33 protein-coding genes are annotated in these 25,213 nt (G+C 63.1%); 15 read left to right on the top strand and 18 right to left on the bottom strand.

Features of this window, described 5'->3' with window-relative positions; translation table 11 throughout:
- Window positions 1-38 precede the first annotated feature (38 nt).
- Together CDO35_RS16090 and CDO35_RS16085 are read left to right on the top strand one after the other, a co-directional pair.
- Window positions 39-749: an AzlC family ABC transporter permease gene (locus tag CDO35_RS16090; RefSeq protein ID WP_099525696.1), complete on the top strand. Its 711-nt coding sequence runs from the start codon at window positions 39-41 to the stop codon at window positions 747-749.
- Window positions 749-1,078 (top strand): AzlD domain-containing protein, encoded by a 330-nt coding sequence (locus CDO35_RS16085; RefSeq protein ID WP_003462471.1) that lies wholly within the window; start codon window positions 749-751, stop codon window positions 1,076-1,078. Before CDO35_RS16090 ends, CDO35_RS16085 begins: the two co-directional genes overlap by 1 nt.
- Window positions 1,079-1,187: 109 nt before the next feature.
- Here the strand turns inward: CDO35_RS16085 and CDO35_RS16080 are convergent, their stop codons facing one another.
- The 7 genes from CDO35_RS16080 to CDO35_RS16050 form a co-directional block, all read right to left on the bottom strand.
- Window positions 1,188-1,775, bottom strand: coding sequence for a putative glycolipid-binding domain-containing protein (locus CDO35_RS16080; protein WP_099525695.1), 588 nt, complete (start codon window positions 1,773-1,775; stop codon window positions 1,188-1,190).
- A gap of 163 nt (window positions 1,776-1,938) precedes the next feature.
- On the bottom strand, window positions 1,939-2,280 hold the full coding sequence (locus CDO35_RS16075) for a HopJ type III effector protein (RefSeq protein ID WP_099525694.1): 342 nt from the start codon (window positions 2,278-2,280) through the stop codon (window positions 1,939-1,941).
- Window positions 2,277-2,570, bottom strand: coding sequence for a DUF1244 domain-containing protein (locus CDO35_RS16070; protein ID WP_099525693.1), 294 nt, complete (start codon window positions 2,568-2,570; stop codon window positions 2,277-2,279). The genes CDO35_RS16075 and CDO35_RS16070 overlap by 4 nt, the downstream gene beginning before the upstream one ends.
- A gap of 74 nt (window positions 2,571-2,644) precedes the next feature.
- On the bottom strand, window positions 2,645-3,016 hold the full coding sequence (folX, locus tag CDO35_RS16065; protein WP_003462464.1) for a dihydroneopterin triphosphate 2'-epimerase: 372 nt from the start codon (window positions 3,014-3,016) through the stop codon (window positions 2,645-2,647).
- Window positions 3,016-3,576, bottom strand: a complete 561-nt coding sequence (folE, locus tag CDO35_RS16060) for a GTP cyclohydrolase I FolE (RefSeq protein ID WP_003462453.1) — start codon at window positions 3,574-3,576, stop codon at window positions 3,016-3,018. Before folE ends, folX begins: the two co-directional genes overlap by 1 nt.
- Window positions 3,577-3,598: 22 nt before the next feature.
- Window positions 3,599-4,309: a dihydromonapterin reductase gene (gene folM / locus CDO35_RS16055; RefSeq protein WP_099525692.1), complete on the bottom strand. Its 711-nt coding sequence runs from the start codon at window positions 4,307-4,309 to the stop codon at window positions 3,599-3,601.
- Between the two features lie 316 nt (window positions 4,310-4,625).
- Window positions 4,626-5,192 carry an antibiotic biosynthesis monooxygenase gene (locus CDO35_RS16050; protein WP_099525691.1) on the bottom strand — a complete coding sequence of 189 codons (567 nt, stop codon included), beginning with the start codon at window positions 5,190-5,192 and terminating at the stop codon, window positions 4,626-4,628.
- A 367-nt stretch (window positions 5,193-5,559) separates the two neighbouring features.
- Here CDO35_RS16050 and CDO35_RS16045 point away from each other — a divergent pair, with 367 nt between their 5' ends.
- The gene (locus tag CDO35_RS16045; protein ID WP_099525798.1) at window positions 5,560-6,513 is read left to right on the top strand and encodes a MerR family transcriptional regulator; all 954 of its coding nucleotides are present in this window, start codon (window positions 5,560-5,562) and stop codon (window positions 6,511-6,513) included.
- A gap of 21 nt (window positions 6,514-6,534) precedes the next feature.
- Here the strand turns inward: CDO35_RS16045 and CDO35_RS16040 are convergent, their stop codons facing one another.
- Both CDO35_RS16040 and CDO35_RS16035 read right to left on the bottom strand, forming a co-directional pair.
- Complete coding sequence (locus CDO35_RS16040; RefSeq protein ID WP_099525690.1) at window positions 6,535-7,143, bottom strand: hypothetical protein; 609 nt, start codon at window positions 7,141-7,143, stop codon at window positions 6,535-6,537.
- Window positions 7,144-7,209: 66 nt separating this feature from the next.
- On the bottom strand, window positions 7,210-7,656 hold the full coding sequence (locus tag CDO35_RS16035; protein WP_099525689.1) for a PAS domain-containing protein: 447 nt from the start codon (window positions 7,654-7,656) through the stop codon (window positions 7,210-7,212).
- Between the two features lie 102 nt (window positions 7,657-7,758).
- Between CDO35_RS16035 and CDO35_RS16030 the strand changes: the two genes are divergently transcribed.
- The 8 genes from CDO35_RS16030 (at window position 7,759) to CDO35_RS15995 (ending at window position 13,170) form a co-directional block, all read left to right on the top strand.
- Window positions 7,759-8,208 carry a flavodoxin gene (locus CDO35_RS16030; RefSeq protein ID WP_099525688.1) on the top strand — a complete coding sequence of 150 codons (450 nt, stop codon included), beginning with the start codon at window positions 7,759-7,761 and terminating at the stop codon, window positions 8,206-8,208.
- Window positions 8,209-8,397: 189 nt separating this feature from the next.
- Window positions 8,398-9,174 (top strand): class II aldolase/adducin family protein, encoded by a 777-nt coding sequence (locus CDO35_RS16025; protein WP_425048542.1) that lies wholly within the window; start codon window positions 8,398-8,400, stop codon window positions 9,172-9,174.
- Window positions 9,171-10,064: an alpha/beta fold hydrolase gene (locus tag CDO35_RS16020; RefSeq protein WP_099525686.1), complete on the top strand. Its 894-nt coding sequence runs from the start codon at window positions 9,171-9,173 to the stop codon at window positions 10,062-10,064. The genes CDO35_RS16025 and CDO35_RS16020 overlap by 4 nt, the downstream gene beginning before the upstream one ends.
- The gene (locus CDO35_RS16015) at window positions 10,057-10,587 is read left to right on the top strand and encodes a DUF1569 domain-containing protein (RefSeq protein WP_099525685.1); all 531 of its coding nucleotides are present in this window, start codon (window positions 10,057-10,059) and stop codon (window positions 10,585-10,587) included. Before CDO35_RS16020 ends, CDO35_RS16015 begins: the two co-directional genes overlap by 8 nt.
- A 106-nt stretch (window positions 10,588-10,693) precedes the next feature.
- Window positions 10,694-10,969, top strand: coding sequence for a hypothetical protein (locus CDO35_RS16010; protein ID WP_099525684.1), 276 nt, complete (start codon window positions 10,694-10,696; stop codon window positions 10,967-10,969).
- Window positions 10,970-11,081: 112 nt separating this feature from the next.
- Window positions 11,082-11,993: an SDR family oxidoreductase gene (locus tag CDO35_RS16005; protein ID WP_099525683.1), complete on the top strand. Its 912-nt coding sequence runs from the start codon at window positions 11,082-11,084 to the stop codon at window positions 11,991-11,993.
- Between the two features lie 199 nt (window positions 11,994-12,192).
- Window positions 12,193-12,777 carry a DJ-1/PfpI family protein gene (locus CDO35_RS16000; protein WP_208019969.1) on the top strand — a complete coding sequence of 195 codons (585 nt, stop codon included), beginning with the start codon at window positions 12,193-12,195 and terminating at the stop codon, window positions 12,775-12,777.
- Window positions 12,778-12,867: 90 nt separating this feature from the next.
- On the top strand, window positions 12,868-13,170 hold the full coding sequence (locus CDO35_RS15995; RefSeq protein WP_017675012.1) for a ribbon-helix-helix domain-containing protein: 303 nt from the start codon (window positions 12,868-12,870) through the stop codon (window positions 13,168-13,170).
- Between the two features lie 235 nt (window positions 13,171-13,405).
- On the opposite strand, the gene CDO35_RS15990 is transcribed toward CDO35_RS15995, so the two are convergent.
- The 8 genes from CDO35_RS15990 to CDO35_RS15955 form a co-directional block, all read right to left on the bottom strand.
- Window positions 13,406-14,893, bottom strand: coding sequence for an ATP-binding protein (locus tag CDO35_RS15990; protein ID WP_099525681.1), 1,488 nt, complete (start codon window positions 14,891-14,893; stop codon window positions 13,406-13,408).
- A complete protein-coding gene (locus CDO35_RS15985) occupies window positions 14,890-15,546 on the bottom strand; it encodes a response regulator (protein ID WP_099525680.1) in 657 nt (218 codons plus the stop codon). Before CDO35_RS15985 ends, CDO35_RS15990 begins: the two co-directional genes overlap by 4 nt.
- Before the next feature lie 27 nt (window positions 15,547-15,573).
- Entirely contained in the window at window positions 15,574-16,224 is a 651-nt protein-coding gene (locus CDO35_RS15980) for a tetratricopeptide repeat protein (RefSeq protein WP_099525679.1), read from the bottom strand.
- Between the two features lie 11 nt (window positions 16,225-16,235).
- On the bottom strand, window positions 16,236-17,027 hold the full coding sequence (locus CDO35_RS15975) for an SDR family oxidoreductase (protein WP_099525678.1): 792 nt from the start codon (window positions 17,025-17,027) through the stop codon (window positions 16,236-16,238).
- A gap of 4 nt (window positions 17,028-17,031) precedes the next feature.
- Window positions 17,032-17,691 (bottom strand): iron-containing redox enzyme family protein, encoded by a 660-nt coding sequence (locus CDO35_RS15970; RefSeq protein WP_099525677.1) that lies wholly within the window; start codon window positions 17,689-17,691, stop codon window positions 17,032-17,034.
- Window positions 17,688-19,136 carry an AMP-binding protein gene (locus CDO35_RS15965; protein ID WP_099525676.1) on the bottom strand — a complete coding sequence of 483 codons (1,449 nt, stop codon included), beginning with the start codon at window positions 19,134-19,136 and terminating at the stop codon, window positions 17,688-17,690. The genes CDO35_RS15970 and CDO35_RS15965 overlap by 4 nt, the downstream gene beginning before the upstream one ends.
- A complete protein-coding gene (locus CDO35_RS15960) occupies window positions 19,120-19,809 on the bottom strand; it encodes a thermostable hemolysin (RefSeq protein ID WP_099525675.1) in 690 nt (229 codons plus the stop codon). The genes CDO35_RS15965 and CDO35_RS15960 overlap by 17 nt, the downstream gene beginning before the upstream one ends.
- Before the next feature lie 123 nt (window positions 19,810-19,932).
- On the bottom strand, window positions 19,933-20,331 hold the full coding sequence (locus tag CDO35_RS15955; protein ID WP_099525674.1) for a nuclear transport factor 2 family protein: 399 nt from the start codon (window positions 20,329-20,331) through the stop codon (window positions 19,933-19,935).
- 111 nt (window positions 20,332-20,442) lie between these two features.
- On the opposite strand from CDO35_RS15955, the gene CDO35_RS15950 reads away from it, so the two are divergent.
- The 3 genes from CDO35_RS15950 to zapE are packed head-to-tail and all read left to right on the top strand — an operon-like array spanning window position 20,443 to window position 23,044.
- Window positions 20,443-21,033 carry a GNAT family N-acetyltransferase gene (locus CDO35_RS15950; RefSeq protein ID WP_099525673.1) on the top strand — a complete coding sequence of 197 codons (591 nt, stop codon included), beginning with the start codon at window positions 20,443-20,445 and terminating at the stop codon, window positions 21,031-21,033.
- The gene (locus CDO35_RS15945; protein ID WP_099525672.1) at window positions 21,030-21,914 is read left to right on the top strand and encodes a carbon-nitrogen hydrolase family protein; all 885 of its coding nucleotides are present in this window, start codon (window positions 21,030-21,032) and stop codon (window positions 21,912-21,914) included. The genes CDO35_RS15950 and CDO35_RS15945 overlap by 4 nt, the downstream gene beginning before the upstream one ends.
- A complete protein-coding gene (gene zapE, locus CDO35_RS15940) occupies window positions 21,911-23,044 on the top strand; it encodes a cell division protein ZapE (protein WP_099525671.1) in 1,134 nt (377 codons plus the stop codon). Before CDO35_RS15945 ends, zapE begins: the two co-directional genes overlap by 4 nt.
- Here the strand turns inward: zapE and CDO35_RS15935 are convergent.
- Window positions 23,041-23,715, bottom strand: a complete 675-nt coding sequence (locus CDO35_RS15935; protein WP_099525670.1) for a DUF1028 domain-containing protein — start codon at window positions 23,713-23,715, stop codon at window positions 23,041-23,043. The two genes, zapE and CDO35_RS15935, sit on opposite strands and share 4 nt — an antisense overlap.
- Before the next feature lie 140 nt (window positions 23,716-23,855).
- Here CDO35_RS15935 and dsdA point away from each other — a divergent pair, with 140 nt between their 5' ends.
- On the top strand, window positions 23,856-25,211 hold the full coding sequence (gene dsdA / locus CDO35_RS15930) for a D-serine ammonia-lyase (RefSeq protein WP_099525669.1): 1,356 nt from the start codon (window positions 23,856-23,858) through the stop codon (window positions 25,209-25,211).
- Window positions 25,212-25,213 lie beyond the last annotated feature (2 nt).

Raw genomic sequence — 25,213 nt, 5'->3', positions numbered from 1 at the left:
GGGGCGTTTGGCTAAGCTCGCCTGCCCAAGGAGGTTCCATGTCCCGTCAACACGAATTCACCCAGGGCGCCCGCGATATGCTGCCCATGCTGCTCGGCGCGATTCCATTCGGCATCATCTTCGGCAGCCTGGCAGGCGCTGCCGGGCTCGATCCCTGGCAGACCCAGGGCATGTCCTTGCTGGTTTTCGCCGGTTCGGCGCAGTTCATCGCCATCAGCCTGTTGAGCGGTGGCGCCGGTATCGCCGTGGTTCTGCTGACCACTCTGGTGGTCAATCTGCGCCATGCCCTGTACAGCGCCAGCATGCAGCCCCACGTCCGCCATCTGCCCAAGCGCTGGCGCGTGCCGTTGGCCTTCGGCCTGACCGATGAGGCCTATGCGGTGGTGGTGCAGCGCTATGCGCGGGGTGACCAAGGCACCTACCGCCATTGGTACTTTCTCGGCGCGGCCCTGGCCATGTACTGCAACTGGCAGCTGTGCACGCTGGGCGGCGTGCTGTTCGGCCAGGCGGTACCAAATATCGGTGAGTGGGGGCTGGATTTCGCCATGCTGGCGACCTTCATCGGCATCGTCGTGCCGATGTTACGTAACCAACCACAAGTGGCGGCCGCCCTGGTGGCGGGCGCCGTGGCGCTGGCGTGTCATGCCTTGCCCTACAAGCTCGGGCTGATGGCTGCTGCGGCCAGTGGCATCGTCGTCGGCGTGTGGTTGGAACGGCGCAACCCGGTGCTGCAGGAGGAATTGCTCTGATGGATATCTGGTTGCTGATTCTGGGCATGCTGGCGATCACTTTCATCACCCGCTATAGCCTGTTTGCCTTCCCTGATCTACGTTTTCCGCCGCTGATCAGGCAGGGGCTGCATTACGTGCCGACTGCGGTGCTGACGGCCATCGTGGTGCCCGGCATGCTGATGCCGGACGGACAGTCCTGGATGCTCAGCTGGAACAACGCTTACCTGCTGGCAGGCGTGGCGGCCATTGCCATCGCGGCGTTCACGCGGCACTTGCTGGCGACCATCGGTGGCGGGTTGCTGGTGTTCTTTCTGCTGCGCTGGGCGTTCGGACAGTTACCGATCTGAGTGGCGCCTGCCCTAGCTTTGCGTAGGGTGCGTTGCGCGCACCAGATAGATACCGCCGTATTCGCAGCGCGCGTGGCGCACCCTACCGGGGAGGATCGCTGGAAACTCGCTACACCAGCGCGCTGACCTTCAGATCGCGCTGGCTCAGGCGCAGGTACTGTTCGTCTGCCTTGAGCAGCAGTGCCTGGTCGTCGACGCTCAGTTCCTCGTGCGCACGCCCTTCGGCCTGGCTGCGATAGAGGCTTTCGCCTGGGCGACGACGCAGGCAGTGATAGCGCTGCTGGCGCGGTTCCACCTTGAGGCTGAGCATGTCGATATAGGCGACCTGCATCTCATCACTCTGCCCGGCTTCCAGAGCGCTGCGTTGCAGGGCTGGGGTGTGGGTGAAGGGCGAGGCCGAGAGCATGACGTGCTGGCATTGCTGCAGATCGGGACGTGGTACGCCATTGAGCAGCCAGTTACCGCGCAGATCACGCTGCAGGCAGAGGTTGCGCTGGCCGTGGTTGTCGACTTTCAGCCAGAGACGACGGAAGCGCCAGCGCGGGTCGCAATCGATCAGATAGTTGGCAACGATGCTGTCGCCCTTGATGACTTGCATGAGATGGCTGGTCGCGTGGATGCCATTGGCATCCTGACTCAGGCGCAGGGTTTCCACGCCAGGGGTGTACCAGGGCTTCCATACCAGGGTTTGCTGCATCGGTCGACTCCATGCCGAGCGCGAAACAGGAGGGAAGGGCGCCACTGCGCGCAGAACACATTCCCTCGTGTTCCATGTTTGTTGTGGCGCGCAGGATAAAGCGATAGCGATGTGATGTCTGTCAGCTTTTGCCGACAGTTGCGCAGGTTTTTGCGCTATGGATTCAGGCTTTCGACTTCAGTGGTTGCTGTTCGAACTTCACGCCGTCCAGGCCATGCACCATCAGCGCGCGGATGTTGCCGTGGTCGCTGCCTTGCGGCGTGGCCAGCACGCTGCGGTAGTGCTCGCCGAAGGCACGCAGCGCCTCGTCGTTGCTGAACCCTTCCAGCAGGGCCAGGCCCAGGGTCTTGCAGGAGCCTTCGTTCTGCCCGGTTGCGTTTTCCACGTCACCGTTGCGGAAGGCGCTGGGCTGATAGTCGTAGTGCGCGGCGACGAACGCCAGGGTTTCACTGAACACGTAGTCATCCTGTTGCAGGCGCTTACGTAGCTCGTTGAGAGCGGTCATTCATGCTTTCCTTTTGCAAATGCAGCGTTCTGCTCGGCCGAGGCTTCTTTCTGGTACTTGGCCTTCCAGTCGGCATAGGGCATGCCGTAGACGGTCTCGCGGGCCTGGTCGGCGCTGACCTCGACACCGAAGTCGTCGGCGGCGGCCTTGTACCACTTGGACAGGCAGTTGCGGCAGAAACCGGCCAGGTTCATCAGGTCGATGTTCTGCACGTCAGGACGGCTGCGCAGGTGCTGCACCAGTGCGCGAAAGGCTGCAGCTTCCAGTTCGAGGCGTTCTTGCTCGGTCATGGTGGGCTCTCCGGATTAGGTGGCGGCGATGATAAGAGCCGCGCAGGGAGGCGACAAGCCGCCGAAGGCGGCTGTCAGCGATGGCCTGCCAGAGTAATGGATACCGACTCGGCGAAACGCAGGGCATGCGGTTTGTCCACTTCCACTTCGGCGTAACGCACGGCCTGATGGGTCATCACCAGGTCGAGGATTTCCTGGGTCAGGCGCTCGAGCAGAGCGAAGCGATTGCCTTCGACGTGGGCGATGATCGCCTTGGTGATGGTGCGGTAGTTCAGCGCATGTTCGATATCGTTGACCTCTACCGCATCCACGGCGGGGTAGAGGATGGTCAGGTTGATCAACACGTCCTGCTTGTTGTTGATCTCTTCTTCCTTGATGCCGATGTAGGTGCGCAGGCGCAGGTCCTTGACGCGGATTCGCGCCATTCCGGGTTCCAGTCGCGGCATTAGTTGTTCCGTCCGATCAGTTGCAGGAATTCGTGGCGAGTGTTGCAGGACTCGCGGAAAGCGCCAAGCATCACCGAGCTGCTCATCACCGAGTTCTGCTTCTCCACGCCACGCATCATCATGCACATGTGCTTGGCCTCGATCACCACCGCGACGCCAGCGGCATTTGTCACCTGCTGGATGGCATCGGCGATCTGCTTGGTGAGGTTTTCCTGGATCTGCAGGCGCCGTGCGTACATGTCGACGATGCGCGCCACCTTGGACAACCCGAGTACCTTGCCGGTGGGGATGTAGGCGACATGTGCCTTGCCGATGAAGGGCAGCAGGTGGTGTTCGCACAGCGAGTACAGCTCGATGTCCTTGACGATCACCATCTCGTCATTGTCGGACTCAAACAGCGCGCCGTTGACGATCTCGTCCAGCGACTGCTGGTAACCATGACATAGATACTGCATGGCCTTGGCCGCGCGTTTGGGCGTATCGAGCAGACCTTCGCGCTCCGGGTTTTCACCGAGGCCTACGAGAATCTCACGGTATTGCTGGGAAAGAGGTTGGCTCATGGCAGTGTCCTGAGCAGTCGCGTCACTTGAGGTGGCGGCCGCCGTTGAGGGTAAGGGTGGTTCCGGTTACGTAGGAGTTGTCCAGCAAGTAGCGCAAGGTCTGGTAGAAGGCCTGCGGGCCGGGTTCTATGCCCAGCGCCGATTTGGCCAGCGTCTTGGTACGGTAGGTGTCGTCATCGTCAGTGTTGAACATCAGCAAGGCCGGGGCGATGGTATTGACCTTGATGCGCGGCGCCAGGCGTGCGGCGAACGACAGCGTCAGGCTTTCCAGGCCTGCCTTGCTGGCGCAGTAGGCGGGGCGATTGGCGCTGCCCTTGCGCACCACGTCATCGCTGACGTGAACGATATCGGCCTGTTCCGACTGCAGCAGCAGGTCACTGCAGTGCAGGTTGATCAGGTAGGGCGCGAGCATGTGCACGCTGAACAGTTGGCGAAACGCATCGGCTTCTTCGCCGGGTGTTTCGGCCAGCCAATCCGAGGCGTTGTGTACGATCGCGCGCAGGCCGCTGCATTGCGCCTTGACCTGTTCGATAAATGCCAGAATGCCAGCCTCGTCACTGAAATCGGCCTGCAAGGCGATGGCGCCGCGCTCACGCAGCCGCGCGATGCTATCGCGCTCCTGGCGGTAGCTGATGATCACCGGCTGGCCCGCGTCGAGCAGGCGCGCGGCACAGTAGAGGCCCACCCGCTGGCCGGCGCCGGTGATCAGAATGGGGAAGCTGGCAGCGCTCATGTGCAACTCGTGTAAGAGGTGGAGGGGCTAGGCGTCTACGCCTCGGGTTAGTGGGTCCGCGGCAGGCGGTACTCACCAGACCTGGGATAAAGCTATACCAGAGCTACAAGTTGTACAACCATGCGCGCCATGTGGTTTTGGTGTTGCGGCCGGCGATTAGGCCTATTTTATTGAGTTTCAAGGCTTTTTTTTCGGGTGTCTTGAGAAGGTTTTTTGTACTTTACCTGTACGTGTTGTCCTTTTTGTACAGGTGTTGGCTGCTTGTACAACGAAATCGGCCAGCACGAGGCTGGCCGATGGAGTAGGTAGGGGGCGATCAGGATTTGCCGACGCTGGCAACTCGCCGGTTCAGGCGCTGCGGGCAGTTGCCCTGCAACCAGGGTTCCAGCAAGCGGGTGGACAGCGGGATGAACAAGTAGGTCATCAGGGGCGTCAGGGCCAGCGTCGACAACAGCACACGGGTCACCAGCGACAGGTCGGCGAGCCAGGGACCGAGCAGCAGATTGAAGGCCAGCGACACCGGAAAGAACGCCAGCCATATCGCCACGCTCTGCTTCCAGCGCGGCGCTTGGCGATGGGCACTGCCGAACCAGGCGTCGAGGCCGATTGCGCGCTTTTCCTGTGGTTGGGCAAAAAGACCTGCGCCACGCTGCAGCCAGGCCTGGCGTGAGGCGGAATGCTCCCAGGAGGCCATGGTCTGTTCGTCGCTGAAACGGAAAACGATCTGGAACTCATCGTCACCGGCTGGTGGTGCCAGTACGCCGGAGCCAAGATAACCGGGAAAGTCGGTGGCCAGGTGTTCTCCTTCACGCAGCCAGGCAATGAAGTCGTGATAACGACCATTGGCGACGCGGCGCGCCACCATCAGGGTTACGGGGGACATTGTGTATCTCCTCGAGTATTGCCGTCAGCCGGGGTGTGGCGTAGGGCACGATCAAGCACGGGGTGGTGTGCTCGACGAAAATTGCAGCAAGGATTATTCCCGTTTTACGAAAATTAGCCAGCCCCGCCTGACAAGGGGCTCCAGACGGGTTAAAGGAGAAATCTTGGTCGGAATTTGCACCATTCAAGGGCATGAGCTGTGTGCGATGGTTCGGTGAAGGGCGCCAGGCATGGATAAACACCGCGCTTGAGGCTGCCGTTATCCTTGTTGTTGTGCTTGGTGCGGTTTTGTACATATCTTGCACAATGCCAGTGAGCTGTTGCTGGGTTACAATTGCCGAATATTCGTTGCCGTGATGCCCGAAGCCATGCCCGAACTCGCCTCCGTCACATCGCTCGCGTCCAGCGCTTTGAAACAGGAAGAGCTGTTCCCCATTCGCGAGGTTTCCCGCCTTACCGGTGTCAATCCGGTCACCCTGCGTGCCTGGGAACGGCGTTACGGTCTGATTCAGCCGACACGGACCGATAGCGGCCATCGCCTGTATTCGCAGGCCGACATAGACGCGGTGCGCAGCATCCTCGCCTGGATCGAGCGTGGCGTCGCGGTCAGCAAGGTCGGTTCGATCCTGGCCAAGAGCGCCAGCAGTCGCAGCGTCGCCACGCCCGCCTATAACGACGTCGTCAGTGACGACTGGAGCCAGTGGCAGGATCAACTGCGCAGCGCGCTGCAGAACTTCGATGAGTCTCGTCTTGAGCGTGTGTACGGGCAGATTTTCTCCTGCTATCCGCTGCCGGTGGTATTTCAGAGCATCTTCATGCCGGTCTGGCAGGAGCTTCTGCTGCGTCAGGATGAAGTCGGTCAGCGCGGCGAGTGGCTGATGCTCGACGGCTTCCTGCGTGGGCGTTGCTGGCAGCGACTGCAACTGGGACGCGATGATTCGCGCGAGCGCGTGCTGCTGGTGGCGCTACCTGGCCACTGCCGAGAGCTTGAGCTGCTGGTTGCAGCGTTGCTGTTGGGCAATCAGGACGTCGACGTGGCGGTGATGGGGCCCGGTGTTCCGATGGCCGATCTGGCCCTGGTTTGCGAACGCATGCAGCCGCAGGCGCTGGTGGTTTTCAGCAATCAGCCGCCAGGTGATGAATTTCCGCGGCAACTGGCGCGCCTGGCGCTTGGTCTGGAATGTCCGGTGCTGCTGGCCGGAGACAGTGCCGATCTGGCGGAGGAGAGCTTGGCCGGCTCGCCCATCGCGTGCCTGGGTAACGAAGGGCGTCTGATGCAGCGTCGTCTCCAGCAGTTCCTGGCTGGCCATCTCGATACCTGAGATGGCCCTGGCTGCTGAGTCTCAGTTGGCTGCTACGGTCTGCGGTTGTTGTTCGTTGTGCTGTTCGAACAGGTACTGACGCAGGGTCTGTTCATCTTCTTCATGTAGCGTCTGCAGGCTGTAGGCGTAACACGTCTGGCTGACACGTCTTGCCAGCTGCGCGCGCAGTTGAACGCGACGCTCCTGAGGCAAGATCAGTTGCAGCAACTGATCCTTGGCCGGCATGCCTGCTTTGCTGTATTCCACCAGGATTCCATTGTTCGATAGCTCCAGCGCCTTCAGGCCGCTTGGCTGGTCGCTGCTGTCCAGTAGCGTCAGCGCAGTGGGTAGAACGAGGCGCCATGGGCGTTCGTTCACCCCTTGTTCGAAGATCAGCGGGGCCCCCAGTTCCAGGCGCGACTGGCTGTGGTCGTCCTGAATCAGGTGCAGGGGAAAGCTCAGATGCTGATTGTCGCTATGAGTGTCTAGGCTTAGCTGCTCTTCGTTGCCCAGGCGAGCCAGAAGCTCACTGAGTCGATCGCCCAGAGCCAACTGCGGCGCTGCGGTAGAGCGCCGCTTTTGCGGAGGTTTGAAGAGGATCTTCTGGAGGAAATCCAGTTCGTCCTGAGTCAGCAGCGGGTCGCTTTGCATGGAGTAAATACTGCAAGGGGGCAAACCCTTCTGACTGCCGCGCCAGACGATAGTTTTATCCGTTCGTCAGCTTTTCAGACGCGCCAGTTCGGCCTTCAGCTCCGCCACTTCCACCTCCAGCTCGCGTACGCGCTGCTTGGCTTCGACCTGTTCGGTGACATCCTTCTGGATACCGATGTAGTAGGTCAGTTGGTCGCTTTCATTGAGCACTGGAGTGATCGACAGCTCGTTCCAGAAAGCGCTGCCGTCCTTGCGGTAGTTGCGGATGATCTGTCGGCAGGGTTTGCTGGCCTTGACGGCTTCGCGAATGGCCTGCAAGCCGAACTGGGCCCGGTCACTGCCCTGTAGGAAGCGGCAGTCCTGGTAGAGGATGTCATCGCTGGGGTAGCCAGTCAGGCGTTCGAATGCCGCGTTGGCGTAGATCAGGATATTGTCTTCGCCCTCCTGCTCGGCCACCACGATTCCATCGTTGGAGGCGTCGACTACCAGTTGCAGCAGTTTGGCATTGATCATGAGTCCGGTTCCGCGATGGATATGCGCTGCATTCTAAAACATCGGGTCGGGCTGTCCACTTGCGGCATAATGCGCGGCGTTTTTCCTGTTTCCGGAGTTGTCATGAAAGTCGCCATTGTCTCGGGTTCGGTCTACGGTACGGCCGAAGAAGTTGCACGCCACGCCGAGCGCCAGCTCAAGGCCGCCGGGTTGGATGCCTGGCACAAAGCGAATATGAGCCTCGAGGAGTTGCTGGCCTTCGCGCCGGACGCGTTCCTCACCGTGACCTCCACCACCGGCATGGGCGAGCTGCCTGACAACCTGCTGCCGCTGTACAGCGAAATCCGCGATCGTCTGCCGGCCTGGAGCGGCAAACCGGCTGCGGTGCTGGCGCTGGGCGACTCCAGCTACGACACCTTCTGCGGCGGCGGCGAGCTGATTCGTGAGCTGTATGCCGAGCTGGGTCTGCGCGAAGTGGTAGAGATGCTGCGCCTGGATTCCAGTGAGACGGTGACCCCGGAAACCGATGCCGAGCCCTGGCTGCAAGCATTCGCTGCTGCGCTGAAGGCCTGACATGCACCCAATACCCTGAGCGGGTTTGAGCAGCCGATAAAAGCGGCGAATACCACACCATCGCACCGCGGCGCGCCAGCGCCGTGACCTGCAAAGCCATCAAGATGGCTGCCAGGGCAACTACCGCCAGCGGCGCGCCTGGCTAGACTGCGGACACCACCGATCAACAAGAATATCGAGGTGACCGCCGTGAATGCTCCGCTGAAACTCCCTGCTGTGAAGAATCTGGTTTCCGAGGCCGAATGGCGCGCGCGCGTCGATCTTGCCGCCTGCTACCGACTGATCGCCCTCTATGGCTGGGACGACCTGATCTTCACTCACATATCCGCCAAGATTCCGGGCACCGAGGATTTCCTCATCAACCCCTATGGCCTGATGTTTCATGAAATCACCGCGTCGAGCCTGATCAAGGTAGACCTGGCGGGCAACAAGTTGATGGACAGCCCGTTCGACATCAACCCGGCCGGCTACACCATCCACAGCGCCGTGCACGAGGTACGCCACGACGTCGGCTGCGTACTGCACATCCATACGCCTGCCGGTATCGCCGTATCGGCACAGAAGCAGGGCTTGCTGCCGCTGTCGCAGCAGTCGCTGTTCGTCCTCGCCAGCCTGGCCTACCACGGCTATGAAGGGGTGGCGCTGAATCATGACGAGAAGGCGCGGCTGCAGGCGGACCTGGGCGACAAGAATTTCATGATCCTGCCCAACCATGGTTTGCTTACTGCTTTCGGCGGCATCGCCGACGCTTTCCTGGGTATGTTCATCCTGCAGCGTGCCTGCGAGATCCAGATCATGGCGCAGAGCGGCGGAACCGAACTGATCCATATTCCGCAGCAGATTCTCGACGGTGCGCGGGCGATGATCGCCGGTGTGATGAAAACGCCACAGGGCATGGGGGGCTCGCTGCCCTGGCCAGCGTTGCTGCGCAAGCTCGACCTGCAGATGCCGGGTTACGACCAGTGAGCGACTTGCCGGGCATCGCCCTGGACGATTGGCGCGCTCAGAGCCGGACGCTGGATTTTCGCGGCCATGCCATTCGTTACTGGGTCGCCGGTGACGCCGATGCCGAGCCGTTGCTGCTGATTCACGGCTTTCCCAGCGCCAGTTGGGACTGGCATCGCCTTTGGGCGCCGCTGGCCGAGCGTTACCGGGTTATCGCCTGCGACATGCTCGGCTTCGGTTATTCGGCCAAGCCGCGTGGGCACGCCTATAGCCTGCTGGAGCAGGCCGACCTGCAGCAGGCACTATTGGCCCATATCGACGAGCAGCGCGCGGTGCATGTGCTGGCCCATGATTACGGCGACAGCGTCGCGCAGGAGCTGATCGCGCGGCATCAGGAGGGGCGGATAAAACTAGCGAGTTGTGTGTTCCTCAACGGCGGCCTGTTCCCTGAAACGCATCATCCGGTGCGGGTGCAGAAGTTGCTGCTCGGGCCGCTGGGACCGCTGATCGGGCGTCTGTTTTCGCGGCGCAAGCTGGCGCAGAGTTTTGCCCGCATCTTCGGCCCGCACACCCAGGCCAGTGAGGCCGAACTGGATGCCCTGTGGCAACTGGTGGCCTACAACAACGGCCCGGCGGTGATGCATCGTCTGATTCGCTACATGCCCGAGCGCCGCCAGCAGCGGCAACTCTGGGTGGCAGCGATGCAGGCGACGACCCTGCCGATGCGGGTGATAGATGGCGCCTTCGATCCCATTTCAGGAGCGCACATGGTGGCGCGTTACCGTGAGTTGATCGCGGACGCCGACACGGTGCTGCTCGACGGCATCGGCCACTATCCGCAGCTAGAAGCGCCGGCTGCGGTGCTCGATCATTACCTGCAATTTCGCCACGCAAGGAGCTTGCATGCGTAGACGTACCCTGTTGAAAGGCGCTGCGCTCGGTGGTGTCGCAGCGCTCGGAGTCGGTTACTGGGCGTTGCCTGCGGGGCCGCGACCTGCGGCTGTCAGCCTGGAGGGCGCTCGCCAGGTGTTGGCGGACCTACACGGCAAGACGCTGCAAAGCCTGCGTGGCTGGAGTTCGACCGAGGTGTTCAATCACTGTGCGCAGAGCATCGACTATTCCATCGACGGTTATCCCGAGCTGAAGCCGGCCTGGTTTCGCCACAGCGTCGGGCCAGCCGCATTCGCCGTGTTCAGCGCCCGTGGCGCCATGCGTCATCCGCTGGATGAAGCGATCCCCGGCGCCGCCACGCTTAATGAGCCGGCCAGTCAGGCGTTGGCGTTGCAGCGCTTGCAGGCGGCGTTCGAACGCTTTGCCGGTCACGCGGGCGAGTTACAACCGCACTTTGCCTACGGTGCGCTCGATCATGCCGAGTATGCCGAGGCTCACGTGCTGCACCTGTACAACCACCTGAGCTTGATCCGCATTGCTTGAGCACGCGTGAATTTGAACCAGTTGGCGCTGAAACAATTTTTGTCGAACCTCTGCCGCCGGGAGTGACTCAGTAACTCTGTCACTCACAGGAAAGTAGAGGTTAACCATGAACAAGAAGTTATCTGCACTGCTGCTGAGCGGGATTCTGGGCGCGATGGCTGCTTTGCCTGCCTTCGCTAGCAGCGACACCAATGCTCCGGGCACTCCGGGGACTACTACGCCGACCACTCCGGGCGACACCAATCCGATGAACCCGGGCGATGACGGTGAGGGTATCCCTCCTGTTCAGGGGCCCAAAACCGATGGCAATCCCGGTGGTGATCGGGGTGGTTCGGGTGATGGCAGTGGCGGCGACGGCTCGGGTTCCGGCGCCGGTAACTGATCCGCATAAGGTCGCATTATCGGCCGTCATTCAGCAGCCCCGCGCGCCTTGTGAAGCGCGTGGGGCTGTTTGACACTCGGCGCATTAACAACCTGCCCCGAGGACGCTGTCGATGAGCGATGCCATCCGTTTCGAAGATCAAGTAGTCATAGTCACCGGTGCCGGCGGTGGCCTGGGCCGTGCCCACGCGCTGTTGTTCGCCCGCCACGGTGCCAAGGTGGTGGTCAACGACCTCGGTGGTAGCACCCACGGTGAAGGAGCCAACGCCTCTGCTGCCGACAAGGTAGTGGAAGAGATTCGCGCCTTCGGTGGGACCGCGGTGGCCAACCATGATTCGGTGACTGACGGCGACAAGATCGTGCAGACCGCGCTGGATCATTTCGGTCGTATCGATGTGCTGGTCAACAACGCCGGCATCTTGCGCGACAAGAGCTTCCACAAAATGGAAGATGCCGACTGGGATCTGGTTTACAAGGTCCATGTCGAGGGCGCCTACAAGACCACTCACGCTGCCTGGCCTCACTTGCGCGAGCAAAACTTCGGCCGCGTTATCTTCACCTCGTCTACATCCGGTATCTACGGCAACTTCGGTCAGAGCAACTACGGCATGGCCAAGCTCGGCCTGTACGGGCTGACGCGCACCCTGGCCATCGAAGGCCGCAAGAACAACATCCTGGTCAATGCCATCGCCCCCACCGGTGCCACGCGCATGACCGAAGGATTGATCCCGCCGCAGGTGTTCGAACAGCTCAAGCCCGAGCTGGTCAGCCCGTTGGTGGTGTATCTCGGTAGCGCCGCCTGCCAGGACACCGGTGGCCTGTTCGAGGTCGGTGGTGGTTGGGTTGGCAAGGTGCGCTGGGAGCGCAGCCTCGGCGCAGGCTTCGACCCCAAGGCCGGCTTCAGCCCCGATGACGTTGCCGCGCAATGGAAACGCATCTGCGATTTCGAGGGCGCTGCGCACCCGGCGGACAACGTCGAAGCGCTCAAGGAAATGATGGCGAACCTGCAGAAGTACGCGCTCTAGATCGCGAGCGATCACCGTAAGGCCGGTAGCGATCAGGCAACGCGGTGTTTCGTGGTCCTGCTCTGGTTCGCGGCGGGGCGCCGCCCATCCACAGTCGCTGTATCGACGCTTGACCATTTGCGGAGTAGTACTCGGCTGTTACCTGTCGGAAGAAATAGGGGCGAATAATGGCGTTCGTTCCACCTACCTTCAGGAGACGATCATGGCTGCCAAGAAGATTCTCATGCTGGTCGGCGACTACGCCGAGGACTACGAAACCATGGTGCCGTTCCAGGCACTGCAGATGGTTGGCCATACCGTGCATGCGGTCTGCCCGGACAAGGTGACCGGGCAGACGGTACGCACCGCCATCCACGATTTCGAGGGCGACCAGACTTACAGCGAAAAGCCTGGCCACAACTTCGCCCTCAACTATGACTTCGCCAAGGTGCGTGCCGACGATTACGACGCGTTGCTGGTACCCGGTGGACGCGCCCCCGAGTACCTGCGCCTGAACGCCGATGTCATTGCTCTGGTCAAGGCGTTCGCGGCGGCTGACAAGCCCATCGCTGCCGTCTGCCACGGTGCCCAGTTGCTGGCGGCAGCAGGGGTGCTGGAGGGACGTGAATGCAGCGCCTATCCTGCTTGTGCGCCGGAAGTGGCGCTGGCCGGTGGCAAGTACGTGGAAATCCCGGTGGACCAGGCGCACGTACAGGGCAAGCTGGTCAGCGCGCCGGCCTGGCCCGCGCATCCGGCATGGCTGGCAGCGTTTCTCAAGGTGCTCGGCACGAAAATTCGCCTGTAACCTCCGTAGCCGGATGTTATCCGGTGCAGCGCCATTGTCGGCATCCCTGGATTGCATCCGGGCTACGCCGCTACTGAGGAGATAAAGCCGATGTGCGAACTCTATGTAAAGGCCGACCCCATCCTCTACGAATCGCGCTCACGCTCATTGCGCATCCGCGGTGTGGTCACCACGTTGCGTCTGGAAAATCAGTTCTGGGACATCCTGCGCGAAATCGCCGAAGTCGATGGCATGACCACCAACCAGCTGATCGCCAAGCTGCATGACGAAGTCATGGATTTTCGCGGCGAAGTGGTCAATTTCGCCTCGTTCCTGCGCGTCAGTTGCACCCGCTACCTGGCACAGAAGGCCGGGCGTCAGGTGCCGCTGAGGGTGGTTGGGGCGAGCGGCTGAGTCACTGGTACATCCAGAAGTTCGGATGTTCCTGCGCGCTAGGGGTGTTCGGTTGCTGGCTAGGCTGGGATGGTTGGAAGAAGCGTTTGATCAGGCTCATGCGACGTTACTCCTGTAGGGGTTGTTGAACAGGTGGGCATGATCGGAGATGCGCTTCGATTGATAAAACGGATTGTCTCTATCTTGGTGATTGGGTATGGCTATACCTGATCTTGATACGTGCCATCGCGATCACTCAAGCATGGTTGCCGGGACGCCGGGCCAGGCGCACGCTGACGCGCAGGCCGCCAAGCGGTGACTCGTCCAGGGCGATGCTGCCCTGATGCAATTCCACCACGCGGCGCACGATGGACAGCCCCAGGCCAGCGCCCTGGCCTTCGCCAACGCGGAAGAAGCGCTCGAACAAGCGCTCGCGCAATTCCACCGGCACACCTGGGCCACTGTCGAGCACTTGCAGCACTAGCTCTTGCGGTGTGGCTTGCAGTTGCACCTGAATGCAGCCGCCTGCCGGGGTGTACTGCACGGCATTGCTCACCAGATTCTGCAGCAGGATACCCAGGCTGGGGCCGTCAGCCGGCAGCTGATAGTCGCCCGGCTCCTGGGCCTCGAGGATCAGCTCCTGGCCGCGATTGAGGGCCAACGGGGTCAGCTCGGCCAGTTCGCTGCGCAGGAAGGCCAGCAGGTCGAGGTCATTCATGTTCAGGCGCACGCCATTGGGGTCCAGTCGCGCCAGGGTCAGCAGTTGGGCGACCACGCGGGTGGCACGGTCGACGCCGCTACCCAACTGTTTCAACGCCTCTTCGCGGTCACCGGGGTCCGGCGCCTCCAGGGCGTTCTGCGCGTGGATGCGCAGCACCGCCAGCGGCGTGCGCAACTCGTGGGCGGCATCGGCGATGAAGCGCTTTTCCTGCTCGAGCAACTGGTTGACCTGCATCAGCAGGCGGTTGAGTGCGGCGGCCATCGGCTCCAGTTCGTTAGGCAAGGGCGGAAAGACCAGTGGCGCCAGGTTGTCCGGTGCGCGGCCGCGAATGGCATCGGCCATGCGCTTGAGCGGATACAGGCCCCAACCCACGGTCAGCCACAGCAGCAGGCCGACGATGGGCAGGCCGATCAGCAGCGGTTGCAGGCTGCGCCGGGCGATCTTGCCGATCAGCTCGCCGCGCACATCCTCGCGCTCGCCCGCCAATACCCAGTGGTAGTCGCGGCTGTCATGCAGGACGAACACCCGCCAGTTGTGCTCGCCGATGGTCAGGTTGTGGTAGCCGATCAGGTAGCGAGCCAGCTGCGCCAGGCGTTCGCGCATCGGTTGGTCATCATTGGGCAGAGCCAGGCCAAGCTGCTGGATCATGTCGTTGAGCAGACCGGGTGGCGCGCTGGCAGACTGGAACAGCAGCTCGCCATCATCGTCGAGCATCTGGAAGGCCAGCTTGCCTTCGTATTCGTGGCCGAACAGGTTCTCCGGATTGCGCGAGCTGTGCAGCAGCAGGGCTTCATCGAGCACTGCCTGCATCTCACGGCGCTCGGTCTCGCTGAGGTCGTGGCGTACCAAGCCCATGAGCAGGCGGGCGGTCTGCGCCAGCTGCGCATCGAACAGCTCGCGTACTTCATGCACCGAGTCGTTGTAGATCTTGTGGCTGATCAACCCAAAGCTGGCCGCTACCAGCAGTAGCAGCAGGGCGAGCAGACGGGTGCGGATGGAGCCGAAGGTTTTCAGCAACCTCATTTGTCCACCAGATAACCGACGCCGCGTACCGTGCGGATCAGTTCCGGGAAGAATTTCTTGCGCAGGTGGTGCACGTGCACTTCCAGGGCGTTGCTTTCCACTTCCTCATCCCAGCCGTACAGCGCCTGTTGCAGCTTGTCGCGAGTCAGTACGCGACCGGGCTGGATCAGCAACTCGTGCAGCAAGAGGAATTCCTTGCGTGGCAGGTTGATGGTCTGGCCCTGGTATTCGACCACCTGGCTGGCCGGGTCGAGGCTGATACCGCGGTACTCCAGCGCCGGTTGCGGGCGTTGGAAGCTGCGCCGCAGCAAAGCGCGTAGACGCGCCTTGAGCTCGGCGACGTCGAAGGGCTTGATCAGGTAGTCGTCAGCGCCGGCATCGAGCCCGGCGATGCGGTCGCTGGTGGCATCACGCGCGGTCAGTATCAGCACCGGCACCGGATTGGCCGCGGCGCGCAGGTGCTTGAGCACCTGCAGGCCGTCCATGCGCGGCAGGCCGAGGTCGAGAATGGCCAGCTCGAAACTCTCGTGGCTCAGCGCATGCAGCGAACTGGCGCCATCCTGCAGCCAGTCCACGGTGTAGCCTTCGGGTTTCAGCGCGGTGCGAATGCCTTCGCCCAGGGCCTGATCGTCTTCGACGAGAAGAATGCGCATGGCAACTCCTGTAGGGATGCGTCCGAGTTACTGGAGTTTACTCTCGACTTGCCGCAAAAGCGCCGTGGCTTCTGCGCGGCGGCCCTTGTCAGCCAGTTCACGGCCGGGGCGATCCTTGGCGGCCAGGGCTTTCTCCAGGGCTGCGCGGGATTCCTCGTAGCGTTTCTGCCGTTGCAGGTAGTCGCCGTAGAAGTAATTCGGGTCGAGACCGTCCGGGTTGATGGCCAGGGCCTGGATAAGCATCTTCTCGGCCTTCTCGTCATCGCCGAAGCCGATCGGCCAGCCCGGTACCTGATAGTACAGGCTGCCGAGGCTGGTGTAGGCCGAGCCGGCCAGGGCTTGCGGATCGATGGCCAGGGCCTGTTCCAGGCTGGCCTTGGCTTCCTTGACCAGGCCCAGGGCGCCGAGACCACCCTTGGCGCCGGCCTCTGTGCTGAGGATGATGCCGCGCCAGATCAGCAGCTCCGGTGCCTTGGGCTCGCTGACCAGGGCCGCGTCGGCTTGCGTGACGAGCTTGGCGAAGGCTTCTTCACGCTGCTTCTCCGGCGTCTGGTAGTTGATCTCTGCCCAACGTGTCTGCAACTGATGCAACTGAGCCTGGCCGTTGTCACTGAGGGCGAAGGCGGGCAGGGCGGTGAAACCGAGGGCGGCGATGATCAGGGTGCGAAATGCGTTCACGGGAAATCTCCTCAGTGCTTGTGGCGGGCAAAGCGTTGAATGATCGGCAACTGCTTGCGCAGGGCCTGGTCGACCACGCGTGGCAGCAGGCCGTTGAGGCGCACGAACAGGCGTTCCGGCCAGCCCAGGTGACGTTCCTCCTGCTCGCGGCGGATGGTGTCGAGCAGTTCCTCGGCCACCTGCGCGGGGTCGTCCATGGCTACGCCAAGCTCATCGTTCATCGCCACCACGCTAGGGGCGTTCATCGACGTGCGTGTGGCGCGCGGTGCGAAGTAGAGGACGCGTACGTGAGTGTCGGCCAGTTCGCGGCGCAGCGCCTCGGAGAAGCCGCGCACGGCGAACTTGCTGGCGCAGTAGGCGGCGAAGCCGGGGTAGCCGATGGCGCCAAAGGTGGAGCCGACGTTGATCACCAGGGCACGCCGTTGCGCGCGCAGCAATGGCAGCAGGCGTTGGGTCAGTTGCAGCGTGGCGGTTACGTTGAGGCCGATCAGCTCGGCGATCTGCTGCTCGTCCTGCTGGTCGAGCAGGCCGAAGCGGTTGACCCCCGCCGCGTTGATCAGGCAGTTCAGCCCGCCGAAGTTCTGCGCCGCAGAGACCAGTGCATCACGGCCGCCGCGGGTGGCGATGTCGGCCTGCACCAGCTGCACGTTCTGCGGGAAGCGTTGCAGCAGCGGTTGCAGGGGCTCCAGGCGACGGCCCACCAGCAGCAGATGGGCACCCTCGCTGGCCAGACGATGCGCCAGGGCCAGGCCGATGCCACCACTGGCACCGGTCAGCAGGGCACGGCAATCCGTCGGTTGCATGACCTTACTCCTCGCTCGACAGCGGCAGGCTGCGGAACATGTCGCCATACAGGCGGTAGACGACCTTGGCGGTGTGCACCACGGCAGCCTTGTCATCGTCGTTGTCCAGCTGGTTCATCAGCTTCTTGAAGAACTCGATGTGCTCCAGGTCCAGGCTGCCGTGGGAGTTGAGGTAGCTGAAGGCCTTGTTCGGCAACTGCAGCTTGTCCTGAATGATGCCGGCGGCCTGGGTGGCCAGGGCGATGCTGGTGCCTTCGAGCACGTTGACCATGCCGAAGAAGCTCACCGGGTTGTGCCGCGCGATGCGGTCGTAGACATAGGCCACCATCAATTCGGTGGACATGTGCGGCGTGCCATGGCGCACCGCTTCCTTGTCCGCACCGCAGGCGGCGATGTCGTTGAGTACCCACTCCTGGTGGCCGGTTTCCTCCTCGATGTACTCGGCGATGGCCTCGCGCAGCCATTCCAGACGTTCCGGCAGACGCGCACCGCAGGCCATCAACAGCGGCACGGTGTGCTTGACGTGGTGGTATGCCTCGGTAAGGAAGGCGATGTAGCTGCGCAGGGCGACCTGGCCGGTCATGGCCTGCTGGATGATCGGTGCGCCGAGCAGGTAGTCGCGCTCGGCTTGGGTCTGGGCCAGCAGGGATTCGTAGAAGCTCATGCGTGTACTCCTTCTGCCACCAGGTCATGGATGGCGCTTTGGTAATGGTTGAACAGGGCAGCGCGGCGCAGGCGGCCATTGGCTGTAGCCAGGTCATTGCTCGCGCTGAAAGGGGCATCGGCGCGCAACCAGTGGTGCACGCGGGCGTAGTCCGGCAGGCCGTGATTGACGGCGTCCACGGCTTCCTGCAACTGCACATCAGGGGTATTGGCGAAGCGCGGCACCAGCACCGCGACGTTGGCTGACAGCGCCTCGCCGTGCAGCCAGGCCTGGGCGATGGGCAACTGTTGCACCAGCTCGGACTCGACCCATTCCGGGTTGACGTTGCGCCCGAAGGCGGTGATGAACTGATGCTTCTTGCGCCCGTGCAGCACCAGAAAACCGTGCTCGAAATGACCGAGATCGCCGGTGCCCAGCCATTCGCCTTGCGGCGCCGGCTCACCGAGGTAGCCGAGCATGCGCGCGCCCTTGACCAGCACCTCGCCATCGTCCGCCAGCCTGACTTGCAGATGGCCGAGCGGTTTGCCGGTGCTGCCGATATGGCGCTGCTCGGGGGTGTTCAGGCACACCACCGAGGCGCACTCGGATAGCCCGTAGCCCTCGAAGATCGGCAGGCCCAGTGCATCGGCGCGTTGCAGCAACTGGGTGGAGACGCGCCCGCCACCGACCGCGACGAAGCGCAGCGAATTCGGTACCGGCAACTTGCGCTCGCTGGCGCTGACCAGCGCCAGCAGCAGTTGTGGCAACAGGATCAGGCTGTGCGGTTGAGCAGCGTGCAGCGCCTGGAGAAAGCGCGCCAGATCGAAGCCGCTGGCACCCGTCAGGCCGATCTGCGCCATGGGCATCAGCTCGATCCGGGCGCCGGCCAGCAGCGGCGCGTAAACCCCGGCGATGTTCTCCAGCAGGGTGGCCAGCGGCAGGATGCACAGGTGCCGCTGCACCTCGCGGCTGGCGCTGGCCTTGACCAGGCTGTCGGCCACCGCCAGTTGCGTGTCCAGGTCCAGGCACACGCCCTTGGGTTGACCGGTGGTGCCGGAGGTGTAGGTGATCTTGCAGGTGCCGGCGTGCAGCTCGGCCGGTTGCGCCACCATGCGTCGATGAATGTCGTTCTCGACGGTAGCGAAACCAGGAGCGCCGTTGCCGATCAGGCAGTCGATGCCGGCACTGTCGAGCACATGACGCTGCTGCTCGGCAGAGAAGAACGCCGGCACCGGTACGCAGACCAGGCCTGCGTGTAGAGCCGCCAAGTCCCACAGTACCCAGTCGATGCCGTTGTCCAGGGCCAGTGCCACGCGGTGGGCGCCGAGGGCCCGCAGGTGTCTGCCTCGTGCGGCGACCGCACCGAGCATTTCGGCATAGGTCAGGGTACGTTCGCCTTCGGCCAGGGCGATGTGCGGGCCGAACTCACCAAGACGGTTGAAGAAGGATTCAGCTGCAGACCACATCGGGCATGTCCTCCAGGGCATACAGCGGTTGATGACCGAGACGCGGATAGGCGCCCAGCTGCAGCAGACGCTGATGGCCGCCATGGATGTCGCCGGCCATCACCAGCGGACGGTTGTCGTAGTAGCTGCCCCAGTCGGCCAGCTCATTACCCATGCGCGCCGGATCGGCTTCGCCGAGGGCGATTGGAGTCAGGCCCAGGCGCTGGAAACTGTTGAGCAGGGTCGGGGTACCGGTGAAGGTGACCCAGCGAAAACCCAGGGCCACCAGCAGATCGGTCAGGGCGACGATCAGCAGGCGCGCGGCGCCGGGGCTATCGGCAGCCAGGTTGCCGACTTCCACCAGCTCGCCACGGCCCGGCACGCTGTTGCCAAGGCGTGCACCGATGGCGCTCTGGATCGGCTCGTCCAGGTAACGTTCGAGAAACAGCGGGCCGCTGTTGCCGCTGCGCACGCCGACTGCGCCGAGCAACTGGCCGGTCTGGTTTTCCAGGCCGAACAGGCAGGGCATGAAGTGACGGATGCGTGCGCCGTGCTGCAGTTCGAAGCGCTGGCGGACGAACTGCTCCAGGGCAACGCGACGTGCGCTGCCGGGAGACGCCAGGTGGAGTTCGTAACTATCGCCGCGCCCGATACGGGCAACGGGACGATCATGATGCGCCCAGGGTAGTTCCATGCTCGGAACCTCGGTGATGAACCTGGGGCCAATTGTGTGAGGGGTTGGCTTAACGCTGTATTAAGCCTTTGCAGAATGTTTCAGGCGTTGCGCAGATGGACGCCCACGTGGCTTTCGTGCTTTTCAGCCGACCTGCGCAACCCAGTCGTTGAGGTTGTAGTAGTTGCTGATGCGCGCCACCTTGCCGTTCCTGATCTCGAAGAATGCACCGGCCGGCAGCACATAGGTCTGGCCGTTGGCCGGTGGCAGGCCTTCGTCGTCGGCCAGATATTCGCCGTGCACCACGAACTCGGCGGCAGCGCGGTCGCCGTCAGCGTTCTGCATCACCACGATGTCGCTCAGGCGCTCGCGGTAGCAACGGTTCATCTTGTCCATGAAGGCAGCGAAGGTGGCCTTGCCGACCTGACGTTCACCCTGGTTGATGTCGTGCACCACGTCGTCTGCTAGCAGGTCGAGGAACGCGGTCATGTCGCCGGCGTTGAAGGCGGTGTAGTAGGCCTGAACCAGTTCGGTGGCGGTCATGGCTAAGTTCCTTTCGTAGCGTGGTTAGTGGTTCGTTGGCCCGCATGATAAGTTCGCCGTTTACCGCTGGTATAGCTGCCGGCGTCACCCTGTTGCTGGCGAGCGACTGCAATGGATATCCGACTGCTCCGGGGCGCGGAGATCGAACCCCATATCGACGACCTGGCGCGCCTGCGCATCCAGGTGTTCCGCGAGTTTCCCTACCTCTACGACGGCAACCTCGATTACGAGGCCGAGTACCTGGCTACCTACGTGCGCAGTGTCGATAGTCTTTGCGTGCTGGTACGTGACGAGGGCCATGTGGTCGGCGCGTCCACGGCACTGCCGCTGGCTGATGAAACCGAGGAATTCCAGCAGCCATTCATCGCTGCGGGCTGGGATCCTGCGCGGATTTTCTACTGCGCCGAATCGGTGGTCCTGCCGGCCTGGCGAGGGCGTGGCCTCGGCGTACGCTTCTTCGTCGAGCGCGAGGCCCATGCGCGCAAACTGGGCGGCTTCGACTGGTGCGCCTTCTGCGCCGTGCAGCGCCCCGTCGATCATCCGAGGCGGCCAGCCGACTACCAGCCGCTGGACGCCTTCTGGGCGCGCCGCGGCTATCGCCATCACCCCGAATTGCACACCTATTACCACTGGCGCGATCTGGACGAGGCCGAGGAGTCGGCCAAACCCATGTCGTTCTGGTTGAAGGAGCTCGCTTCATGATCAAGGTCGCCGCCTGCCAATATCACATCGACCTGTTCGTCACCTGGGACGCCTATGCCGAGCACCTCACCACGCTGTGTGAGGATGCGGCCGGGCAGGGCGCCGAGCTGCTGCTGCTGCCGGAATACGCCGGCCTGGTGCTGACAGGCCAGTTGCCGGAAGCTGAACGGGGCGATCTGCACGGCTCCATCGCCGGCATCCAGCCGCTGCTGCCACGCTGGCTGGAACTGTGCGAGAGCCTGGCGCGGCGGTTGAATATCTACCTGCAGCCCGGTTCGGTGGCAGTGCTGGATGATGACGGCATTTACCGCAATCGCGGCTGGCTGTTCGGCCCGGACGGCTGCCTGGGCACTCAGGACAAGCTGATCATGACCCGCTTCGAGCTTGAGCAGTGGCACATCGCAGCGGGTAACGGCCTCAAGGTGTTCGATACCGCGTTGGGTAAGCTGGGTATCCTGATCTGTTACGACAACGAGTTTCCGCTGCTGGCGCATACCCTGGCCGAAGCCGGGGTCGACCTGATTCTCGCGCCCAGTTGCACCGACACCGTGGCCGGTTTTCACCGCGTGCGCATCGGCGCCCAGGCCCGTGCGCTGGAGAACCAGATCGCCGTGCTGCATTCGCCCACCGTCGGCCTGGCACCCTGGTCGCCGTCGCTGGACGAAGGCTATGGCCGCGCCTCGCTGTACGTACCATCGGACTACGGCATGCCGGCCAGCGGTATCGTCGCCGAGAGCGAGGATCTGTGCCCCACGCGCAGCCACTGGCTGATCTGCGAGCTGGATCTGGATGAAGTACGCCGCGTGCGTGAGCAGGGCCAGGTGTTCACCCGTCGTGACTGGCCACGGCAGTTCGATGACGGCCGGCTGGTGCTGCGTTGAACGCCCCGCAGGCCCTGCCGGACTCGCCCCAGGCCGCCTATCAGCGTGCGCTTGCTGCCGGTTTCGTGGTCGATGCCGCGCAGCGCCGTGCGGTCGAGGCGCTGCAGCAGTGCTTCGAGGCTGCGCAGCGTGGCGAACGGCCCCTTGGCGTCTACCTCTGGGGGCCGGTCGGGCGTGGCAAGACCTGGCTGATGGACAGCTTTTTCAACGCTTTGCGCGTGCCGGCGAGGCGGCAGCATTTTCATCACTTCATGCAGTGGGTGCATCGCCGGCAGTTTCAGCTCACTGGCAATGCCGACCCGCTGCGCCTGCTGGCCGAGGAGTTGGGGCGTGAGGTGCGCGTGCTGTGTTTCGACGAGCTGTTCGTCAGCGATATCGGCGATGCCATGCTGCTCGGCCGCCTGCTCAGCCTGGTGGTGGAGCAGGGCGTGGTACTGGTGGCGACCTCCAACCAGCCACCAGATCAGCTCTACGCCGAGGGCTACAACCGCGAGCGCTTCCTCCCGGCTATCGCCGCGCTTGAGGCGCATATGCAGGTGGTGGCGGTTGACGGCGAGCAGGATCACCGCCTGCATCCCGGTGCTGAGGTGCAGCGCTATTGGGTACGGCAGCCACAGGCGTTGGGCGAGCTGTTCGCCGGTCTGAGCGAGGGGCAAACCATCAGCCGCGAGCCGATCGAGCTGGCTCACCGCCGCGTCTCGGCCGCCGGTCATAGCCCGGCAGCGCTATGGTGTCGCTTCACTGATCTGTGTGAACAGCCGCTGGCCGCGTCCGACTTCATCGAACTGTGCGAGCGCTTTCCGGCCATCCTGCTCGGCGAGGTGCCATGCCTGGGTGGTGAGCAGCGTGAAGGTCGCATCGCCCGTGGCACCGAGGATGGTGCCGAACGGGTCGATGCCGGGGATCGACAGTTGCCGGCGCTGTCGCGTAACGATGATGCGGTACGACGTTTTATCGCCCTGGTCGACGAGTGCTACGACCGTCGCGTGCCACTCTACATCGAGGCCGCGGTGGCACTGGATGAACTCTACACCCAGGGCTACCTCGATTTTGCCTTCCGCCGTACGTTGAGTCGTCTGCGTGAGATGCAACTGGAGCGTTTTGGCCCCACTGTTGGCCGCAAGGCCTAGACCGAATCCTCTGCCGCCAGGCCCGCTGGATTATCGCGTGTCGGCATAGCGAGAATCTCCGGCAGCACTTCACGGGCGAACACCTTATGCAGGCGGCGCAGCTCGGCCACCGGGTCGAGGTTATGGTCGACGCGGATATCCCACAGCGGATACTCCTCCTGATCGACCACGTAGATCACTGCGGAGGATTCGCCATGACGGTCGCCGCCGCAGCGGTCGCCAGCGGCCAGGGCTTCGATCAGGCGCTCGATCAGTGGGCGTTCCTCCGCGTGGCGGAAGGCTTCGGCCACGGCGTCCAGCACCTGTGGGCCGACCAGGCGATTGCCCTGCACGGAGAACTGTTCGCCGCTCAGCGAGCCGGCCCAGGGCAGGCACTTGTCGCCGGTCCAACACAGGCTGTCGCCCTGTGCGTCGATCAGCGCGCATTGGCGCAGCTCCATGCACGGGTCGGTGCCTTTCAGCCGCTCCAGCGCTTCTTTCGCCGATAACCCTTGACGCAGTAGCGCCAGTCCATCCAGACCCAGATAGGGGTTGACCTGTGCCTGGGTCGCCACCGCCCCCGCACCAGCGGCGGCGTGGCTGAGCAGTTTGCCGACGGCTGGCATGGCAGTGGCCGCTGCGACGCCGAACTGTCCGGTACGTGGGCAGCGGGCAACGATGGAAAAGGTCATGGCAACTCCTTGGCGGTTTCCCGGTTAGGCCACGCCTGGGCAGGTATCGTTCCGCTTGCCTGCCGCTCGCGGCCTTTGCCAGATGGCTGTCAGCGTCATCTAATGGGCGTTGTTAACGGCCTGCAATGAGGAAACTGCCGATGATCCTTGGTCAGCCGCTCGCCCAGTGGCGTGCGCAATACCCGCTGCTCGACGAGCTGATCGCCCTGCGTGAAACCAGCTGGTTCAACCCTGCCGTGGCACCTGCCAGCGAGGCGCTGGGCGATGTGGGCTTGAACGCAGCAGACGTGGCCGATGCCAGCGCCCGTCTCGCGCGTTTCGCGCCATATCTGGCTCGCGCGTTCCCGCAGACGGCCGCCAGCGGCGGGGTTATCGAGTCGGACATCCTGCCCCTGCCGCAGATGCGCAAGTTGCTTCGCGAAGAGGCCCAGGCAGACGGCGAGATCGGCGCCCTGTGGCTCAAGCGTGACAGCCATCTGCCCATTTCCGGCTCGATCAAGGCCCGCGGCGGTATCTACGAGGTGCTCAAGCATACCGAGGACCTGGCACTGGCCGCCGGGCTGCTGAGCCTCGACGACGATTACGCCTGCCTCGACAGCGAAGAGATGCGCGCCTTCTTCGGTGGCTACCAGGTAGCTGTCGGCTCTACCGGTAACCTGGGGTTGTCCATCGGCATCATCAGTGCGCAGTTGGGGTTTCAGGCCACGGTGCACATGTCCGCCGATGCGCGTCAGTGGAAGAAGGACAAGTTGCGTGCCCATGGTGTGACGGTGGTCGAGTACGCCAGCGATTACAGCGTTGCGGTGGAGCAGGGGCGGCGTCAGGCCGAGGCCGATCCGCGCTGCCACTTCGTCGATGACGAAAATTCCAGGCACCTGTTCCTCGGCTACGCGGTGGCCGGTGAGCGTCTCAAGCAGCAACTGGCGACAGCCGATGTCGTTGTCGATGCCGAGCATCCGCTGTTCGTCTACCTGCCTTGTGGCGTCGGTGGTGGGCCGGGTGGCGTGGCCTTCGGCCTGAAACTGGCGTTCGGCGATGCGGTGCACTGCCTGTTCGCCGAACCGACCCATTCACCGTGCATGCTGCTCGGCGTGCATACCGGACGGCATGAGGCATTGGCGGTGCAGGATTTCGGTATCGACAACCGCACGGCTGCTGACGGACTGGCCGTGGGGCGACCATCCGGCTTCGTCGGCCGCGCCATGCAGCGCCTGATCGATGGCTATTACACGGTCAGTGATGAGCAGCTGTTCCGTTACCTGGCACTGCTTGAGCGCGCTGAAGGTCAGCGCCTTGAACCTTCGGCGCTGGCCGGTATGCCGGGTGTGCTGCGTGTGCTGGGCGAGCAGCAGGGCTATCGCCAGCGCATGGGCTTTACGCCGCAGCGCATGGCGCAGGCGACCCATCTGGTATGGGCGACCGGCGGTAGCATGGTGCCGCAAGCGGAGATGGACCATTACCTCGCGCGTGGCCGGCAGCTGCTGCGGGACGCCTGAAA

It is taken from the genome of Pseudomonas sediminis, assembly GCF_002741105.1.
Lineage (GTDB): Bacteria > Pseudomonadota > Gammaproteobacteria > Pseudomonadales > Pseudomonadaceae > Aquipseudomonas > Aquipseudomonas sediminis.
This window is presented reverse-complemented; position numbering and strand designations above follow the sequence as displayed.